Origin of the sequence: Paenibacillus sp. MB22_1, from assembly GCF_047200555.1 — a bacterium.
GTDB lineage: Bacteria > Bacillota > Bacilli > Paenibacillales > Paenibacillaceae > Fontibacillus > Fontibacillus phoenicis.
This window is the reverse complement of the sequence record NZ_JBLADV010000002.1, coordinates 2,650,737-2,670,323: the sequence shown is the minus strand read 5'-3', so window position 1 is coordinate 2,670,323 and position 19,587 is coordinate 2,650,737. Positions and strand designations below refer to the sequence as shown.

At 43.2% G+C, this 19,587-nt stretch carries 15 protein-coding genes; 1 reads left to right on the top strand and 14 read right to left on the bottom strand.

Annotated elements, in window-relative coordinates; all coding sequences use genetic code 11:
• Positions 1–138: 138 nt before the first annotated feature.
• The 10 genes from ACL02P_RS23900 to ACL02P_RS23855 all read right to left on the bottom strand — a co-directional run bounded on the left by ACL02P_RS23900 (position 139) and on the right by ACL02P_RS23855 (position 12,579).
• Positions 139–5,109, bottom strand: a complete 4,971-nt coding sequence (locus tag ACL02P_RS23900; RefSeq protein WP_412838223.1) for a fibronectin type III domain-containing protein — start codon at positions 5,107–5,109, stop codon at positions 139–141.
• A 34-nt stretch (positions 5,110–5,143) separates the two neighbouring features.
• Positions 5,144–5,929: a hypothetical protein gene (locus ACL02P_RS23895; protein ID WP_120464981.1), complete on the bottom strand. Its 786-nt coding sequence runs from the start codon at positions 5,927–5,929 to the stop codon at positions 5,144–5,146.
• An 18-nt stretch (positions 5,930–5,947) separates the two neighbouring features.
• Positions 5,948–6,382, bottom strand: coding sequence for a hypothetical protein (locus ACL02P_RS23890; protein WP_412838222.1), 435 nt, complete (start codon positions 6,380–6,382; stop codon positions 5,948–5,950).
• Positions 6,383–6,396: 14 nt separating this feature from the next.
• On the bottom strand, positions 6,397–6,816 hold the full coding sequence (locus tag ACL02P_RS23885; protein ID WP_412838221.1) for a DUF4320 family protein: 420 nt from the start codon (positions 6,814–6,816) through the stop codon (positions 6,397–6,399).
• 42 nt (positions 6,817–6,858) lie between these two features.
• Entirely contained in the window at positions 6,859–7,107 is a 249-nt protein-coding gene (locus ACL02P_RS23880) for a hypothetical protein (RefSeq protein WP_009225524.1), read from the bottom strand.
• 20 nt (positions 7,108–7,127) lie between these two features.
• The gene (locus tag ACL02P_RS23875) at positions 7,128–8,021 is read right to left on the bottom strand and encodes a hypothetical protein (protein WP_144870677.1); all 894 of its coding nucleotides are present in this window, start codon (positions 8,019–8,021) and stop codon (positions 7,128–7,130) included.
• A gap of 16 nt (positions 8,022–8,037) precedes the next feature.
• A complete protein-coding gene (locus ACL02P_RS23870; protein WP_009225526.1) occupies positions 8,038–8,904 on the bottom strand; it encodes a type II secretion system F family protein in 867 nt (288 codons plus the stop codon).
• A gap of 3 nt (positions 8,905–8,907) precedes the next feature.
• Positions 8,908–10,254 (bottom strand): ATPase, T2SS/T4P/T4SS family, encoded by a 1,347-nt coding sequence (locus ACL02P_RS23865; protein WP_036645523.1) that lies wholly within the window; start codon positions 10,252–10,254, stop codon positions 8,908–8,910.
• A complete protein-coding gene (locus ACL02P_RS23860; protein ID WP_009225528.1) occupies positions 10,202–10,933 on the bottom strand; it encodes a hypothetical protein in 732 nt (243 codons plus the stop codon). The genes ACL02P_RS23865 and ACL02P_RS23860 overlap by 53 nt, the downstream gene beginning before the upstream one ends.
• A gap of 281 nt (positions 10,934–11,214) precedes the next feature.
• Positions 11,215–12,579, bottom strand: a complete 1,365-nt coding sequence (locus ACL02P_RS23855; RefSeq protein ID WP_019007868.1) for an ISNCY family transposase — start codon at positions 12,577–12,579, stop codon at positions 11,215–11,217.
• Positions 12,580–12,838: 259 nt separating this feature from the next.
• Here ACL02P_RS23855 and tnpB point away from each other — a divergent pair, with 259 nt between their 5' ends.
• Positions 12,839–13,960: an IS200/IS605 family element RNA-guided endonuclease TnpB gene (tnpB, locus tag ACL02P_RS23850; RefSeq protein WP_144870681.1), complete on the top strand. Its 1,122-nt coding sequence runs from the start codon at positions 12,839–12,841 to the stop codon at positions 13,958–13,960.
• 76 nt (positions 13,961–14,036) lie between these two features.
• On the opposite strand, the gene ACL02P_RS23845 is transcribed toward tnpB, so the two are convergent.
• The 4 genes from ACL02P_RS23845 to ACL02P_RS23830 form a co-directional block, all read right to left on the bottom strand.
• Positions 14,037–15,320, bottom strand: coding sequence for a hypothetical protein (locus tag ACL02P_RS23845; RefSeq protein WP_412838220.1), 1,284 nt, complete (start codon positions 15,318–15,320; stop codon positions 14,037–14,039).
• Positions 15,298–15,723, bottom strand: coding sequence for a hypothetical protein (locus ACL02P_RS23840; protein ID WP_412838219.1), 426 nt, complete (start codon positions 15,721–15,723; stop codon positions 15,298–15,300). The genes ACL02P_RS23845 and ACL02P_RS23840 overlap by 23 nt, the downstream gene beginning before the upstream one ends.
• Before the next feature lie 133 nt (positions 15,724–15,856).
• A complete protein-coding gene (locus tag ACL02P_RS23835) occupies positions 15,857–17,569 on the bottom strand; it encodes a M23 family metallopeptidase (RefSeq protein WP_050769774.1) in 1,713 nt (570 codons plus the stop codon).
• A gap of 9 nt (positions 17,570–17,578) precedes the next feature.
• Positions 17,579–19,573, bottom strand: coding sequence for a hypothetical protein (locus ACL02P_RS23830; RefSeq protein WP_412838218.1), 1,995 nt, complete (start codon positions 19,571–19,573; stop codon positions 17,579–17,581).
• Positions 19,574–19,587: the final 14 nt, after the last annotated feature.

Genomic DNA, 19,587 nt, shown 5'->3' with positions numbered 1-19,587 from the left:
TAAGGTTGTTTGGATACCATTGAATGAAATTGTACATGTAACAACAATTCTAGGTTTTAATAAACATACATAACAGAAAAAAGGCACTTATCAAATTCTAGAAGAATCATTTGATAAGTGCCTTGTTGCATAATTTTATTACTTGATAAGTCCTAAGGACCGATAAATTAGAGCGGCACACTCAGCCCGTGTCATGTCACGCTTTGGCTTAAATGTCTGATCTGGATAACCGTTTATAACTCGCTCAGTAGATAGAGCAGCTACCTCCGGTTTCGCCCACCAAGCAATTAGCTTAGCGTCTTTATAGTTGGCTTGAGCTGCGGGGACATTGCCTTTATATACCGCATTAGCGGTCATCTTAGCCGCTTGCTCCCGTGTGATTGGATCTAGTGGTCGGAACTCCTTCGCGCTGATCCCTTTGGCGACGCCATTTAGCACAGCGGCGGATAGTTCTGGCGCATACCACGCCGTCCGTTGTACGTCCTCAAAGGTAAGGGCTGCGTCAGAAGCTTCTTGAAGCTCCATTGCTCGTACGAGCAATGAAGCAAACTCTACGCGAGTCACTTGGCGGTCCGGTTCAAATTTGGAATCGGACACGCCTTTGACGATACCCATGTCGAAAAGAGCAAGAATTTCTTCCTTAGCAAAGCTGCGGTCTATGTCCTCAAACCCGGCCTTATCCGTGCCAGTTTGAGACTCGTCCGTATTCGGAGGTGTGGATTCATTCTCATCTACAGGTGGTTTCGGTTGCAATGGGCTGCTTCCACCACCTGATCCACCAGATGACGGTACAGGTAGCGTCTGACCAGTTGCTAATTTAGGTTCAGTTTTATCTCCAGCGCTGTTCTCTGTCCAGACAGTAAATGTATGGCTCTTATTCGCTAGTAAATTGCTCGCGGTGAAGGATTTCTCTTTACCACGGTGTAATTCCTTTCCATTCATTGCATAAACAATAACTTCGTTCGTTAACTGACTATCCACGGTGATTGTCAGCGAAGATGTAGTCGGATTACCAACAGACACCGCAAAGTTAGACGACGGCAGTGTCACAAATGGTGGAACCGGGGCCGCTTGACCTTCTCCGACGTCATTGATCGGGATGATCGACCAATTGTCGTATTCCTTGGCACTCTCCAACCCACCAATTTCCTTAGCCGTTTCAGGGGCAGTAATGATGCCTACGACGTTACCAGCGTCGTCAACAATCTTGTACTGATCCGCTCCCTCAACCGGATCGATAACGATCACTACAGAATGCTCGTCTCGGTCTCCAACAGTGATTGGTTGACTGGATTGAGGATCATTCGGATCGATGCCCCATTCACCCGGAAGAGTGCGTTGAGTGAAGCTGGATTTTTTACCTTCGCCAGTCTCATTCACGGCGGATACGTAAACAGTATGAGTGGAGCCAGGCTTCAGATTTTTGATAGTGTAACTGGTTTCTTTTGTTTCTCCAATAATCTCACCCTGCTCGTTGTGAACTACATACTTCGTTGCGCTAATGACCTCGTTCCAAGCCAAGGTAAACTGAGTGGCTTGAACATTGTCTATCCGCACATCGGGGCTGGCTGGCAATGTTAATAATGTCTTAGCAGCAGCCTCACCATATCCCGATGCATTTCCAGCCTGCACTTTCAACTGATATTTTCCCCCAGCCCGTAAGTCGCTGAGCGAAATGTCAGTTCCAGATGTCTCAAAATACACGTCATCCGTTACTGTAACTTTGTATTTGTCCGCTCCTATTACTGGCTGCCAACTAAGCTTCGCCGTTGTATCGGAAATGTCTGTAATCAATAATTCGCCCGGTTTGTCAGGCAAAGTGCGGACTGTTACTCTGTTGGCTACGCCAGTACCGCTCCGGTTTTCAGCGTAGACTTCAAATGTGTATTCAGTGCCTGAATTAAGAGAATCGATTTCAAATTGCTTTGTTTCAGGAGCCAATTCCTTTTCCTTCACTCCGTTCACCAGCACCACATATTTCTCAGCACCACGAACCGTATCAATTGAAAAGTTGACCACATCTTTACCAATCTCATCGACAGTAATCTTCGTCTTGCCCGGAAGCGTCAAAACCCCATTAAGATAAGCGATATCACCGAACCCAGATTCATTCTTAGCTGAAATCGAGTAATCATACTCTGTTCCGCTTTTCAGACCGGTGTCAGTAAAGGATAGATCAGACCCGCTATATCGACTTACTGCATCACGCAGCACTTCATACAGCGCTGCGGTTGGCGATGCCGTCCATGACAACTCCACTTCTGTTTCTCTGATCTGAACGGATTGGAATTCGCCCGGAGCTGCTGGAAGAGATAAAAAGCCAAGTACACTACTTTGACCAGCGCCACTTGCATTATGAGCAGTTACAATTACAGTATACTGCTTGCCTCCCTCTAGTCCTGTTACTTGATGTGTTCCAGCGGTGTTAAGCTCCTCCTCATAAACAATATCAGATCCCTCCTTGATAGTGAGTTGGTAGCTTACAGCAGACTCAACATCATCAAACGAGACATTGACCGTCCCACTGTTATTTGGCACAAATGATACCTTCAAACCATCAACAGGAGCCGGAAGAGTGAGCACTTCAAACTGTTCACTCCATTCACTTTCTCCTACGTGATTCACCGCCTTTATGCGGTATTGATAAATCGATCCAGCAGCCAATCCTTCTTCCCTGATATGATCCGTTGGATGGTTCACTAACCATGAGCGTCCTGTTGTAATATTCTCAACTTTATACTGATATCCATCCCCTAAAGAGTGGTTTGGCAGTGACCATCCGATCTCGGACCAGTTCTCACCAATAGAATTGAGTTTTAAAACAGGAATATCCGGGGACAGTTGAAGTTGGTATGGCCCCGCTGAGATCGTGGTCTCTTTCCCTGCAATATCCTGTGCTTTAGCGTGAATATACCACTGACCTTCATTGGTAAGTGTAATATTTTCAATATCTTTTGCCGTATCCCATGAAGACGGAGTTTGGTTAGATTGAGTCACTTTGTAGTATTTATTGCTCAATCCACTATCATCAAAATAATGAATAGTGACAGATACAGGATCGCTTGTCCAAGTTGCATCAGAAGGACTAAATGAGATTTTAGGTGCCGATAAATCCTCCGTCACTGTAATATGACGCTGAAATACATCCGACCACAAATTGGCATCATTTAAAACTTTTAATGAGATTGTATACTCCCCTGCACCGTAAGCTAAAAAGTTACTTATCATGGTTGAACCAGAGTATATTTCAGTACCCTCTCTCTTAATACTCCAAACCCTTTGTGTAATGTTTCTGCCAGCCGGGTCATACGAATGATCTTGTATTTCAAGCGTTTTATACTTGGTCACTTGATCTGGAACTCGAAAATCTGCAATAGGCTTCAATGCAGTGGAACCGGTAGAAACATAACGTACCATTGGTTGGCTCCATGCTCCTTGATAATCCAATACTCTAAGTTGCACTAAATAGTCCTTACCCAAAGGAAGGTTGCCAGGAATCATGCCATCTGTCCATGTGGTGGCTGTTGTCTCGCGCCATTTCCACTCCGTTTGTGCAATCCCCTTTGTTGGTGTGGACTCCATGTCGAGATCATAGGACTGATTGTTAACTGTAATCGTGTAATTGCTAGTCCCTTTAGTAACTTTTAATGTAAAATCTGCTACTGGTCTACGATGCACATAGAGGTATTGTGGTGTAGGATGGTCTTCGCCAAACCAGATTTCATAGCGCCCTGGTTTATCAAATTTCAGCGGTAAATCCTTTTGCCATCTTCCGCTCCATTGAGCTTGACCAGTACTGTTCTCATAATACGTACTATCATGCTCAATTTTCCAACGGCCATTTGGAAATTCTGGTGTTTGGGTATTTTTCATGAATGAAGATGGATTAACCTCAAGATGATTATCCTCATCGAGGATCATGTATTGTGAACTGCCATTCGATCTGATTTTAGTGAAGATATAGTTTGCTAACTGATCGATCGCAGTTGAATAGCTACTCCCATTAATAAATACTCCGTTACCATTGTTACGTGTAATAAAGGCATTGGCCTGTTCTTGGTTAGTTGAAGAGCCTATAGCTACGTAATCAACAGCGTTATTAATCATACGTGTTAAAATTTCTCCAGAAGCCGTTGTGCTGTTTAAATCGGAAATCACATGATTATCAACATTGACAATAAAGCGATCTGACCCTTCCCTCCAGATTGGTTGCAATAATACTTCTCTGTATTGCTTTGGCTTTTTCGTTTCCATTTTTATATTTTTAAACGTAAAGGAAGATACAGAAGAGCAACCATGGCTTGTGTAGCTTGCAAATGGACCAAACCCATTCCCATACTTGCTTGTTAAAGTGTAGTTATTTATTAACACTTGATTGTTATCCCACATATTAATACTAGTTGGAGTTACCTCAATTTTGACTTGATGTGAAGTCACCGCAAGTCTTGGAAATGTAGAAACCAGCCTTCCTGCATTGGCTAATGAATTATAAGTGCCATTTCGAAGCAGTTCTACATTTACCTGATTTAGCTCAAATAATTTGATTTCCGTTTGACCGAATAAAATAACATATCCTGAAACATATCCATTGTTAATGGTTGCATTAAATAAGAATCCAGCCCCTTCAAGTGTATGCCAGTCCATTTTTTGCTCTAAAACCTCGAACGTGAAAGTTTTTTTCTCCGCAGAGGAATCTGGCATGAACATAAAATCTTTATGAGCTTTATCAGTATAACCATAGAAACTTATATCCTTATTACTCACGATAATATGCCGATAAAGTGAGTTACCATACGGTTCTGGATAATTAATATGGTCATATATTTGCCAATCAAATGTATCTTCTGCTGTCATAGACTTCATTTCTAAAGCTTGTACTTGTAACTGATTAGCATCCACACCTTTAGCAGCTAATTTAGCCTTTAAATCCTGCTCGAAATTAGACAATTCTAAATTCGTGCTTCCTGCTGCCAGTGCAATATCAATCTTAGGATCAGCCTTAATGCTGATCTGAACTTTTTCATCAGCAAATGCACGTGGGCCTTGTCCAAGCAGTGTAGATGTAAACAATGCTACGGATATCAAGAATATAAGTGACTTTCTAAACATTATCTAACCTCCTGTTATAGAATAAGTCCCCTAATCACTGATCAGGGGACTCCGTACCAGATGGGGATGAGTAAACTTCATCAGGGCTTTGGGCAGCATTCACTTCTTTTTCTAGGGAAATCACATCTACGTTCACACCAGTCGGTGTGAAGTAAACCTCTCCTTCTTGTTGATACTTAATCAGTGCTGCTGCCACATCTGGATTAGTAGTCTCTACGACGGCAATGGCTGGGATCGGATTCTGATTCCCCGATCCTTCCCTCTGAGGTTCATAACCGTTCTGGTTCTGTCTATCTTTAATGAGTAGACCTTTAAGCAAAGGATCATCAGCAGGAGTAACCAACTCGGATGGCTGTCGGTCTTGCCCCTTGATGTACACATAAGCATCAACAATGGTTCCCGGCTTAATCATGTCCCCGGCACTCTTAACCTGGTCCGTCTTGACACCAACAAACATCGCTCCGTCTTTTAATTCAAGACTTTCTCCAAATTTGCTTTCCTTAGCCGGGATAAGCATCGACTTGGAAACTGGTATTCCTTTAAGAATCCCAACCTCAGTTGTTACCCAAGATTCGCCTTCCAACTCCTTCAAATCCCGGATAGCATCATCTGGAACTTCACTCTTCACAACCTTGCGTTGTACGAGCTTACCTTCCACCAGACTATACGGAGTTAAATTATCTGCTGCCACATAAACCAATTCCGTTGTCACCTGCTTATTGACGATGCTGCTCTGAATAGCAACGGCTACTCCAGCCAAAATTAAGGCGACAAATACGATGAGCAATCGTCGTGTGGCCTTATTCCATAATTTTTTCAAAATACATTTCACTCCCTGTTACTTAAATTCTCCAAGATATGGCGTATGGCGCTTAACTGTCAATGGGTAAGATTCCAATCCGAAAATCTTACCTGCAACGAGCTTCACACGAGTATCAAACTGAGCTTCAATTCTTGGCGCTTTTGAAGTTGTATTCAAATAAGAAACCGTCGTCTTCAAATTACTATTAGTAAAGTAATCATTAGTGAGGTCTGTATTTAGTTTCAAATTTGATTTAACAATGCTGTAAACCGTGTCCTTCGCTATAGGTTCACTTAATTCCAAGCGTCCTCTCTGGTTCTCTGCTTTCTGAACACCAGCAATAATCGCTCCATCAAGCGCTTGTTCCACAGCCTTCTCAATTTTGATATGGGCGTTGTAGACTACCAGAAAATCAGCAAGAAAAAACAAAGCAAAGGCGCCGAATAATATCAGCGCCAGATTTCGGAACATATTAGATCACTTCCTCATCGGAAGAATGTACGAGCTAAACCATCTTGCTTTACGCGTATTGGGAGCTTTACCGTCTTTCCCAGCGGTTTTAGGCCGATACATTCATATTCCATACTAGCTTCAATCTCAACGGTATTTCCTCTTTCCACAAGTTTTGGAGTGGCTGTGAGAGTTACTCTAGCCGGATCAATACCAGTCTTTTGAATAAGCCTATTGAACTGCTCGCGATTCGCACTATCGTAACCATTCTCGGCCTTGATAACTTCAAGCAACTCATTTGTAGCAACAGTCAATTTCTGCTGCTGTACGATGTAACCGTACAGGTCGATACCAAGATAGAGAAAAATGGCTGCGACCAGCGTGAAAAACATGAGTGGAATGGAACCTACAGCTCCACGGTTATTCCTGAGCGGAGCTAGCCATGTTTTAAGCACCGAACTTCTCTCCCCTCCCGTGGCTTTTTTTGGTATTAATCATTAAGAAAGGTTGTCAAGTTTACCTGTGATGGATTGCCAGAAAGTAGGGAGCCAGCCTTTGATCAAGCCCCATACAACCACAATAGCAAGTACAGCTAACAGTGCGTAACCCAAAATTTCTACGATTGAAGCCCCCTGTTGATTTTGTAAAGGTCTTGCCAATCTGAGTACAACTGTTTCAGTACGAACTACCAACTTCTCAGCCACACCATTTTTCCAAGTTACCACTTTGTTCAAAAATCTTTTCATTCCAATTACCTCCTGAAATTTTATAAGTTTTGTATTTGTGAAAAAATATCAATAAAAGCAATAATGACGGCTGCAAAGGCGTGAAGAGCCACCAGAATATATAGCATCTTAATCTTCTCTGGCTGGCTACGGGTGACTTCCTTTAGCGCAGCAAGCCGGAGTTTCCGGAGATCACCCTTAATGCTGTCGAAGTACTTCTTTGCTTCTCCATAACCGCTATTAATCCCAATCTTTACCGCAGCAGCAAAGTCCCGCATGACGGGAACATCGGTTTCAGCTGCAAACAAATCTACGGCATCGGTGAGTTTCATAATGCGGATGTTGGCATTGAGCCGTGCCAGCATTTTCTTCATCCGGGGACCACTCGTTTCCTCCAGCCTCTGAATTGTCGTCATGAATGACTTACCTGTTTCGAGAGCGATCATCATTTTGCTTATGAGCTGCGGCAAATCCCTTGTGATCTCTTCCTGCCTGCGCTTATAGGCCTTGGTTATTTCACCAAGTTGCGCAAAAAAGAACACAGCTACTGCCAACGGTATGGCTAAAAACAGAACTGGAAGATCGAGCAGAAAAGGAAGCACTAAAAAAGGAAGGCTCCCGGCAAGCGATTTAACCGCTTTGTCAGCAAGCTCTTCCTCAAAGGTGTTTTCTTTTCCAAGCAGATTGTACATCCGACGAAGCTTCCCATTAAAAATTGGCAGCCGAAGATTGAGTAACTTCGGCATGAGCCTTTCTGCAAACATAACCGTGATTGGGTCCATTTTCAGTTGCCGTAACTCTCTGTGATTTTTCTGAAGTAACGCTGCCTGATTCGCATAGCGCTTTTCCATATCGAAACTGGGCAACAAAACTTTTAATGCCAGTCCGGAAATAATCATGACGGACAGAAACAGCAAGATATTAGATACAATCAATGGACATCCCCCCTTTTTAAACTTTGTCGAGATTAAGCGACAGGTAATCGTCGCCTTTTCCTATAGAAAACAGCGTTGCGGCTGCAAAGGAAACTATATAAATCTGACCATGCAAAGTATTTAAAAAGACATTTGCATTGCCATTGTTCATAAAGGACATCATGACTGGCATCATCCACGCCATACCGATGACAGTAAAAAGCTGTTTTCGTTTGCTTTTAGCTTCAATGTCCAGTTCCTGAATCTGAGTGATATCCTCTCCAATCTCATCCACGGTTTCCTTCAAACTATCCAATGACTGAGGATGAAATCCTTCCATCTGAGCCATTCTGAGCTTATCCAAGAAGTCTTCCATCTTTCTGATCTTCAGTTCACTTAACATCTCTTCAAAAACTCGATCAATCGGAAGCCCCACGCGTAATTGATTGGATGCTTTTTCGAAGATCGGCTTAGTCACACCGTCCATATCAAGCACTGCATTTTCTAATGCTTTCTGGACGTTCGGAAAATCAGTTAACTTGCTGATAAAAAGACGCAAGTTTGAAGGAAGATCGAACAGGACGTTTTGTCTGATTTTTCGTTTCACTTTCAGGACAATCGTTCTTGGCAATGTAAAAGACAATACGGCTCCCAAGGCAATAAAAAAGTAGTTTCCTGTGAACAAGGCAATCAAGCCGATCAAACCAACGGAAAACATAACCAGGAAAGCGAACTCCCGAAAGGTGAGTGACCACCCAACCGTCTCCGCTTCCTTACGCACTTGCTCATAACCAAGAAACTTGGAGAGTGTGAATCCCTTACCTGCATTGGCATTAGGAACGACCAGCAGCAATGTTACAAGAGACAAAGCAAAAAAGTAAATGAAACTGACCCATAATGACATTACTCACTCCTCCTCACACCAACGAGATATTGTTTCTTCAGGAGCGCCTTCGGCAATCAGTTTTCGTTTTAGCTTTGTCAGCTTTCCCGTCTGATTAAATCGACGACGAACTGGATCATATTGAAATATTGGTTGAATAATCGGCTTATCACCTTCAAAACCAATCAATTCACCAATTTCAAAGACCACCCTTTTCCCAGTACTCGCTTCATATTTCTGAAACAAAATCAGGTCAAAGGACATGACGATCTGTGATGCAGTCATAGGATTATTTCCTGAAAGTTGTAAAAACCGCACAGCAGCCTCTTCTGTTCCATTAGCATGTATCGTTAGGTGGACAATATGTCCTGTGTTCGCAGCCACAAGGGCTTGGCTGGCAGCAAATTCATCCCGTACCTCACCGATCAAAATAACATCAGGATTCTGTCGAAGGCTCGTTTTCACAAGTTTCGGAATGGGATAAGCTTTTCGATCATCCTCATGCTCCTTTACAATTACGGAAGCGATATTGGGATAATCCTGATAGCTAAGCTTAGCTTTGAGCAACATTTCCTCGGAATCCTCAATACAGAAAAATCGGGTCAATGGATCGTAGTACTGAGGAAAGCGTATGAGTTGCGTGGTTTTTCCGCTATTCGTTCCCCCCGCGATGATGCAGTTTACCCCATAAGGTAGAACATCCTTAAGAAATTCGGATATTTCCTTTGAAATGTTTCCGTAAGAAATACATTCCTCATCCGAAAATACATCCGGCGGAAATTTGCGAATGGAGATGATCGGGCTGTGGGTACTGACCCCTCCCCTAGTCACATCCATGATTACATTGATACGGAACCCGCGATAATTCGCGTCAATAACAGGCTCATTTGCAGTAAGTGTCTTACCAATTGGCATAAGCATTTTATCAATGGTCTGATAAATATGATCGTTGTCGCGAAAACGAATTTCGGTCATATGCACAGGAAACCCATTGCGCTCAACAATCACTTCCGCAGGAGCGTTAATCTCAATACTGCTAATTGCTGGATCATCCAGTGCCGGCTGCAACACGCCCATCTCCGTAATTTCAGTACGGATATAGTCAATAACTTCGCTAATATCCATGCTAAATTTCAAGTCTCGCTGATCCCGGATGAAGTCTGAGATATGGTATTTGACCCTGTTCCGTGCTTGCTCATCAATGATTGCCCGGACAAACTCATCATTGTAGTTTGTGATAAGGTATTGCTGCGTCCGCTCCAGCAAAGTCTTTAGGTTTTCGTCGTCCGTCTTGCTGCGAGTACTGGTTGCCTTAATTTCAGGCCGACGGTACTGTACGAACTCTGCCGGATTGATCAATCCGATAGCCATCCTTTTCTCCCTCCCATAATGCAAATAATTGTTCTGGACGGCTTAGAATAGGTTCTTCCTTAAAGTCACTATTTCTAAACTCGTTACTAAATAAGCTTACATTCTGCACATCGTAGTCCTGTTTTAGCGTTTTGTAGGCTGCATAAGTACGAATAATTTCAACCGGCTCATTCATATTTAGCACGACTTGATCTGCTTCTTTTAACGAGAAAAAGGTCATTGGATGAATCAGTTGCCCCTGCAGGACCGTAAAGACGTAGTGATATCCAGACAAATGGACTTTCAAATACGCGGGCAATTCACTCAGCGTCTTTTCTTGCTGTAGCTTAATCAGCGTAGGGCTGTCAGGCTTGCTCTTGGGCTGAATCAGTAATCCATCAAACCCATCAAAGTGATGTAAATACTGGTGAATCCCCTGTAGCATCCCCCTATCATAGTCAATCAGCAACTGATCCACCGACTGTGCATGCTCCAGCTCCGACACCCCCATGCGGTAAGCCACGCGCGGCAAACCCAAACATGGAAACTCAACAACCACGGCCGTTTCTTCCCGTTTTTTTACCAGATTCAACAGCTTCTCTAAGAGAAGTGAAGAATCTGTACCCGCTGGGTTCCATAGTGCAACCATAACGCCTGTCGGTGAGCGCGGTGGTTCTTTTTCTTTCTTCCATCTAAGCATTTCGTGTCTCCTTTCCGAATAAAAATCACGGGGATTAGATGTTCCCCTCATTCTTAAATAAAAAAAGCCTCCACTCAAAAATAGAGTAGAGGCTTACTTTATTGTATTTAGGCGAGAAGACTCCATCCTCAGCGAAGCAGGGTGGAGATGAATCGCCTTCGGACAAGGGATAACCCTCAACAATCTAACTAGTTGCTCCTGAAAAAGTCGATTTTCAAAAATAGTTTCGGGTTGCTGGCTGGGTTGTGAGGGGGAACTTTCCCTAATGATCGGTTTCCATGTTAGTTTTGGAGCATTTTTGCCGCTCTTTGCAGGTTGTGGGTCAGAATCCCGAAGCCGACCCAGCATTTTGAGCCGACAAAGCCCCGATACCTGCTGCGGTTCAAACCGTACTTCCGCTTGAGAAGACTAATCTTCGCTTCTCCAGCTGCACGGTAACGCTGCAAGTCTTTGAACCATAATTCGTTTTCGTACTCGGATCGGGCAATGCCTTTTTTGCCCTTTCGCGGCAAGCTAGCTCGCTTCACACCAAGTTCGGTAATGGCCGTTTCGTTCTTCTTGCTTGAGAAACCGCGGTCGGTCGCTACAGCTTGCGGCGCTTTGCCGAATTGCTTGATATGCGCCTGTACAGCGGGAACGAGCAGTTCATCATCCGAGGGGTTCCCCTCGTAGACAGCGTAGCCGGTCACAAAGCCGCTTTCCGTCTCGTCGATTCGCACCTTGTAGCCGAACTCAGTTCCTTTGGCCAGCTTACCTTTCTTAATCGGTCTTGCTTCCGGGTCAAAGAAACTGACGATCCGATCTGCGATGATTCGATTGCCGGAAACGACCTGTTTGGCTTGTTCCAACAACTTGCCGGTTAGCGTGACCGCCTCGGTCAGTTTGGTTTTACTTTGTCGAAGAGCAGCTTTGCCCTTGTCTTGCAGTTTCTCGATAACGGCTTGCGCCTTGTTCACAACGTTCTCGGCTACTTCGATTACGCTCCCAGTGATCCGGTCAACTTCTTCCCAAGATTCACGGGTGCGGCGACGTAGAACTTTCGCGATGGACAGAATCTTTTCCTTGATTTCTGCCGTACGATCTTCAAAGCCTTGAACAGTGTGGGAGGCGACTTTCCGGATTTTCTGAATCGTTCGAGTGATGACTTTTACGCCATCTTGCAACAGCGTAGCGTCTGTCGGGTGATGGATGTCGGATTCCACAACCGTCGTATCCGTGCGCAATTTGCGGGTTTTCAGAACGGCTTTTTCCTCACACTGCTTTACGAGTGCGGCATTGATGTCTTCGACGATCTTGTCGCCGTAGCGTTTGCGGGCATAGATGAGCGTAGACGGGTCGGGCATCGGTTCGTCGATGGCAAACCGGCAGAACATTCGCCATGTGATGCTGTCACCGACTTCCTTCACGAGTGACTCGTAGCCCAAATTGTATTTATGCTTCAGGACCATAAGACGGATGTACTTTTCAATTGCAAGCGTAGGACGGCCGCTTTTCTTGCCTTTCGGGTGCAACTCAGTAAACGGTTGAAGAAAACGGTCGTCGTCCAGTAATTGATCTATGATTGCAAGCTCGACCGGCAACTTTCTAACAGATTCCGGGAGAATGGCATCCCAGATGGTCAATTGCTCGTCTCGAAGTTTCAACATTTTCTTCACCTCTTGGAAGGATTCCCGAGGGCTTCTGTTGAACTCCTATAGCAAAGGAATTCTTCCCTCGGGGTGTGGAACTTTGTTATCTCGTCAATAACAATTTCCATTTTGAGGTGCTGAATTCCTTTTAATTATGCTCAAAACACCCTGACTTTTTCAGGGGAAACTAACTAGTATTTTTCAAATAATGGGGATACTTTCACATGAATGTATACTATAATAGAAACAAATGTTCCTGTGAAAAGAGGTGAGTATCATGCTAGTCAATAAAGCATATAAGTTTCGCATCTATCCGAATAAAGAACAAGAAATTCTAATTGCCAAAACGATTGGTTGCAGTCGATTTGTGTTTAATTATTTTTTGGACAAGTGGAATCAAGCATACAAAGAAAACGGCAAAGGCTTAACCTACCATGCTTGTTCCGCCAGACTTCCCCACCTCAAGAAAGAATTCGCATGGTTAAAAGAAGTCGATAGCATTGCGATTCAATCCTCACTCAAAAACCTCGCTGATTCGTTTTCTCGTTTCTTCAAGAAACAGAATAAAGCACCACGTTTCAAGTCTAAGAAGAATAAGGTACAATCTTACACGACAAAGCACACAAACAATAATATCGCCATTGTTGGTAACAAAATCAAATTACCGAAACTGGGTCTTGTTCGTTTTGCAAAAAGTCGCGAACTTGAAGGTCGAATTCTTAACGTTACAGTTAGACGTCATCCAAGTGGCAAATACTCAGTATCCATTCTTGTCGAAACAGAAGTGAATCCATTACCAAAAACAGATTCTGCTATTGGTATTGATGTTGGGTTAAAAGACTTTGCGATCTTGTCAGACGAAACAGTATATAAGAATCCTAAATTCTTCCGTACATTGGAGAAAAAATTAGCAAAAGCACAACGTATACTGTCAAGACGAAAAAAAGGTTCTTCGAATTGGCATAAACAACGAATCAAGGTTGCAAGGTTACATGAAAAAATGACGAACGCAAGAAAGGATTACCTGCATAAAATCTCTACCGAAATCATCAAAAACCACGATGTCATCGGGATTGAAGATTTGCAAGTATCCAATCTGTTAAAGAACTACAAATTAGCAAAAGCTATTAGTGAAGTAAGTTGGTCAGAGTTTCGCACCATGCTTGAATACAAGGCAAAATGGTACGGAAAACAGGTTATAACAGTTGCGAAAACCTTCCCTTCCAGTCAACTATGTTCTAGTTGTGGCTACCGCAACAAAGACGTTAAGAATCTCGCATTGCGTGAGTGGGAATGCAAAGAATGTGGTACACATCACGACAGGGATATTAACGCAAGTAGGAATCTTAAAAATGAAGCCATAAGACTTCTAACCGCAGGAACTGCGGGGATAGCCTAATAAAAAACTTTCGGTTACGAAGGTGTTCTTAGGAATCTCCATCTTCAAATTTCGTAAGAAATTAAGGTGGAGTAGTTCAATGTACAAACCATCGTTTTCTTTTTGCCTTGGGCTGCTCCAGCCAATAAGCAAGTTCCCCTGCATCCGTAAATGGATTAGCCTCTAGAAGATTCATAATAGAGGTTATAGATGGGAACATCTCTCTAAATTCCTTGATCATATCTTCATCGGCATAGTTAATGATGAATGATGATTTTCTCAAGAGAACAGAGAGTTCGTTCAGATGTTGGACGATATAGTGCAAATCCCATGGTGCAGCTGAGAGCGTAATGAGTTGATATGGGCAACGCAAAAATTCTTGCGCAGCCGAATTCATTTCTAATCTTCCTTCGTTCTCATCCACCAATACGCCAAGGTCAAGAATAACTGAGTCATACTCGAGCGTATAAACTTCAGCTACATCAAATGGTGAACGATTAGGGAAGAAATCAATACCGTGTCGCTTGAACTTTAAACCGTCAAAATCTGTAGCAAAACTCACGATGTCTGATGGTCTGGGCTTATTCCTATATTCAACAAAAGCCGTTTTCAATCCCTTACTCGCTGTCTCATAGGCAATCTGGAGGGCTGTGTGTGTATTACCACTCCTACGTGCCAGTCCCCCAACTGCAACGATGTAGGGCTGGGATACATGGATCGGCAGTTTCTCCGGTTGAGAATCGGTTTTCTTTTGCTTATCCACGTTTACATATTCCTGTTTTTCTTCTATAGTCACAGGACTCTTTACATGATCTGTTAACTCCCGGGCTTCTCTCTCTTTACTTTCATCATTTACCGGTGCAGTATTTTTTTCAGCCCGTTTAAATCCCCTTGTCCAGTCAGACAACAGCGTCTGGACCTTTCCCTTATTCTTCTCTAAAGAGAACCCAACTTTCCTCTCAACTTTCTTTTGAGAAGGTAATTCAGGATTAAAGCCAGGAATATCAGCCAATGTTTTTTTCGTTTGAATCCATCTTTGTACATCCTCTATCCCGAATTGTTCAGCGGCATAAACATCATATATACCATACATTCCTAAACTCCGTTGCCACTCGCTATCTAATTCAGGCAAGATGACAATTAGCCGCATATCGGGTACGCGCATGCGCACCTCTTTAAGATGGGTTACGCAATCCTGTCTACGTATGACCCCCAGACCACCGTCAACAATCGCAATCTCTGCATCCACCTGCCCTGCTGATGCAGCAACTGCAAACTGCTCAAGCGTTACATCCGTACCAGTAATTGAGTGTCCCTGTTTTTCCAAGGCTCCAGCGAGCGGAGTCAGTATTGATAAATCAAATACCAAGTGCAGCTTCAACGTTACTTCCTCCCTTATCGAACAGCCAATCTAATATAGACACAACCGTATCAAATATCTGAGGCCAGAAATTGATGATCAGATATCCAATAATCGATAGAAACAAGAGTAGAAAAGCAATTGAAAGTAACTTCTTATAGAACAACCCGCCGATAAGTAAAATGAGGAAAACAGCTAGTGCAAGATAGATATAAAAGTTACTTCCCGATCGTGCTGCTTCGAAAAGTTCTTCTCCTTTCTTGTTTAAGCGGCTTCCTACTTCCTCGGGATTAAATCCCTTAGACCCTTCTACAATCTCCTGAGTTATTGAAGATGCTTCACTAGAAGCTGCATGGGCAGTAAAGGGGACAAAACTAACTAGTATAAGAACTGTGAATACTATCGCCTGAATTTTTGAAATCAATGTACATCCTCCCTTTTATGGCATAACAAAAACAACCCCTAAAATAGAGGTTGTTGTTTTGGTATATTTTTACAGTTAAAAGTCCATAGCTTCGCTAAGGGCAATACTATTGTATCTCGACTTTGGACACCCGTCAATCCCCTAATTGAGATAATTGTTCATAAATACTAGTTACGTTTTTAACCCAATTTGTTCCTGTTGCATATACCCCGTTTGGATTTTCAGGATCACTTAACCAAGCAATAGGACTAACTGTACTGGGCTTTCCCTTAGAAAGCTTTACTATCGTCTTAGCCGCAATTATAGCGGCATCCTTGGTTGTTAATTCAGCCCCCCTCCCCTCTTGCCAGCTTCCAAAGACATTCCATGGATTCTTCACTATCTTATCCGCATACTTATTGCTTTTTGGAACAAAGGATTGTTCTGCTCCAGTTATGGCAATTAGCAAATAAGGATCAACTCCTTGAGCTTTTGCCGCATCGTCAATCATGGTTAATATCTCTTTTGTAGCCAACATTGAATTTCGTTTGCCTAACCATTCAAGTAATACAGGAATATCCAAAGGGCGGTAAGTCAATATATCGGATGATTCATCGTAACCGAAATAAACCAGCGGATTCACAGGCTCTCCATTTACGCGCACTTCAAAGTGTAAATGCGGGCCTGTTGAACCGCCAGTATTCCCTGATTCAGCAATTTCTTCCCCTGCTTCAACCTCTTGACCCGATTCCACCTTAATTTTATCAAGATGATAATACCTTGTTTCTATACCATCATGCTGAATCATGATTGCATTACCTGCATTCCCCATGTAATCCGCAAAGATCACTTTTCCCGACTTCGCAGCATAGACAGGTGTACCTATTGGAACCCCAATATCCACGCCTGCATGCAGTTTAATAATTCCCGTAATTGGATGGACTCGGCTGCCAAAAGTGGATGTAATCTTGCTCCCCTCTGTCGGCCAAACTAATTCTCCTCCAACTGGATTAAATCCAATTAAGGAATCACCTTCCCCGTCACCATCTGAAAGATATGAAAGCCAGTATTCCAGAAGAAAATCCTGATCTTCTACTCTCTTGGCACCATGAGCATTAAGGATTTCTCTTAATGGCTCCCAATCTTCACTGTACATCGGTTCAATCCGTTGTAATTTGTCTTGGGTTACAGTTGTCGTCAGATCACCGCATGGAGATGGGGAAGTTTCAGTTGTTGTTTCTGAATCATAAGTATAGACATAATCATTTTGAATCGTCTCTGCCTTTTTCAGAAGAAGAACGGGCTGACGTTCAGTCACTGTTGACTTTTCGTACGTAACCTCACCATCCTCATCTTCATTTCGAAGACAAACCTCTTTCACCGTAACAATCTCAGAACTTTTCCATGTGAACTTGGGGCGTACTTCTTTAAAAGTCTCCTCTGGTTTCAGCACTACTTCCTTGACGTTTTCATCTAAAAATGCGTTAAAAAAAGATGGATCGTTGAGTGAACGATCCACCTGAGCCAGCCACTGCCAATTCAATGCATAGGTTTGGACTTGAGATTCTTGCTCTGCTGTTAACTCTTCATGCCAGCGGTCAGCAATAGCCTGATACTCATCAAACAACTGTTCATCTGAGTCTTCTTTGGTACCATAGAAAAAACCAGATGTACGATCCTTGATTGTATCGAACGTCCCTATCACTGACTGCTTCGGAAGCTCAAAGATCATAAAATAGAGCAAAAACAGCAGTAGTGCAATCCCTCCAATAGCCAGTACATAAGGAAGAATAGCTTTCAATATCGGCTTTAATGCTTTGTTAAGGAGTACTCGTCCTCCTTGCTTTAGTATTTTTTCAATATCCATTCTTTCCCCCTAAACATAATAATTATAGTGCTTACCTCCAGTTGATGGAGACTTATCAGGCCCTGATTTTGGAGACGGAATATTTTCTCTTGAAGATGAATTTACAGTTTCACCATTCGCATTCTTGATTTTATTGGCATCCATGACCCCTCCTGTGACTTCTCCACCATCTGAAATAATGTCACCTTTAAAATTTCCACCGTTGGTTCTAACTCCCCGGTTTACGGCAGCATTTCCAGAAGCACTTCCGGATCCACGAGCACGAGCCGGCCCAGTCTCAGCAAAGTTGGACTTACCCTGTGTCTTTGTTCCTTTGTCAGTATTAATTGCCGTTATATCCCCATCAAACTTCCCGCCATTTATAGCTACACCCTCGTTGATAACACCTCCACCTTTTGCTTTTGTTCTAAAGGTCTGTTCAGTTACAACAGTTGTCGAACGTTGCATAGGCTTTTCTTCATACGGTTGATCGTGATCGGTTACAAGTGTCGGTTCTTCTATAGCTTCCTCTCTACCGCTTCTACCGCTGTTAACCCAATCTGCGACCTTCTGTGCACCGGAGTAAGTTTTCTTACCTAACCACATACCGCCTTTTCCTACCAACTGAGCACTTTTTCCAATTCCTCCTCCAACAGCCCCACCTACAAATGCTCCTTCTAATGGCTTACCTGCCATTAATCCAACTGTGGCTCCTAAAGCGGCCCCAACGCCTTTTGCTCCTTGATTTAGAGCAAATCCAGCAGCCTTCTTACTTATATTCGTCGCCCTATTTCTGAAACTCGGCTTTGCACCAGACATTACCCTAGATGATGAGCCGCTAGAAACAGCTCCTGCTGTACCAGCGGACGCAACATCACCAGAAGACGTATCGCCCATCAATTCAGATGAGCCGCCACCAGCCGACTGTGCTTTTCCCGATTTCTTTCCAGAAAACATTTTACCCATTGCAAGTAACGTACCAAAACCTAATGCTCGACCCATTTTGGTATCTGGTTGCTCTGTTCCCAAGAGACGTTGAACAAGATTTTGTATGGAGGAAAAGCCAAATAAGTACGCCACAATCACCCAATTAGATACACCATCGCTACTAAAATAGAGCAAGAAAAAAAATAGCCCTAATGCCAAAGCATGGGCAACGGGCAATATCATATTGGCAACAAATTGATCCCACCATGTTTGCAAAGCGTTGCGATAACGAGGAAACAAGGTCAACATACAGCATGCAACAAACGTTACTAGTAGGATCATTAGATTAATAGATCGCATGGTATAGTCATAGTTTAGTTTTGCTGTCATAAGCGCAGCCAGCAGAACCAAAATGGAAACGATAAATCCCCGATAGCTAACCATATCATCATACCCAGCTTCACCTGTCCCCCAAATCGTATTGAGGAAGAGTCCTGGCTGAAGTCCGTAATCGACCATAACCGCCCAGATTAAATCCGTAAACCAGCTAACAATCGTAGCAACGAACTTCCACAAATACACACCAAATCTTAAAGATATTAGTCCAACAACAAAGGCTGTTGCATAATCTTTGGCCTTTGTTCTGCCTTCTCCAGTGTATCCGTGCCAGAGAAGTAAAAAAGCCATCAGTATAAGAGCAATAAAAATAGGATACGGTATAAAACGTTCCAAAGCAGTATAGATCGCGTCTATCGCATCCATCATTCCCTCGGAAAATACTCCAAGGTATAAACTTGATCGAAGGTCTTCCGTACCCCCCTGCAAGAACCCATCATTGGATGTTTCGGGATTTTTGCCGAATACCAGCAAAGTTACATCTTTCATATTAAATTTTTTTATCAAAAAATTAGCCGCTCCAATGAGGACATCAGAAAGGGTTCGCTCCATCAATCCCGGCTTGTTATCCTCGTCCGAATAATATTCCTCGACTTGCTTACCTATAATACCCTTTTCTTCGGCTGCAAAGGCAGGAGTTGCAAGAGCAAAACTGTGAACCAGCATTAGAAATAAACACGAAATGATCGTAATGCGGCGCAAGCTTATTCCCTCCC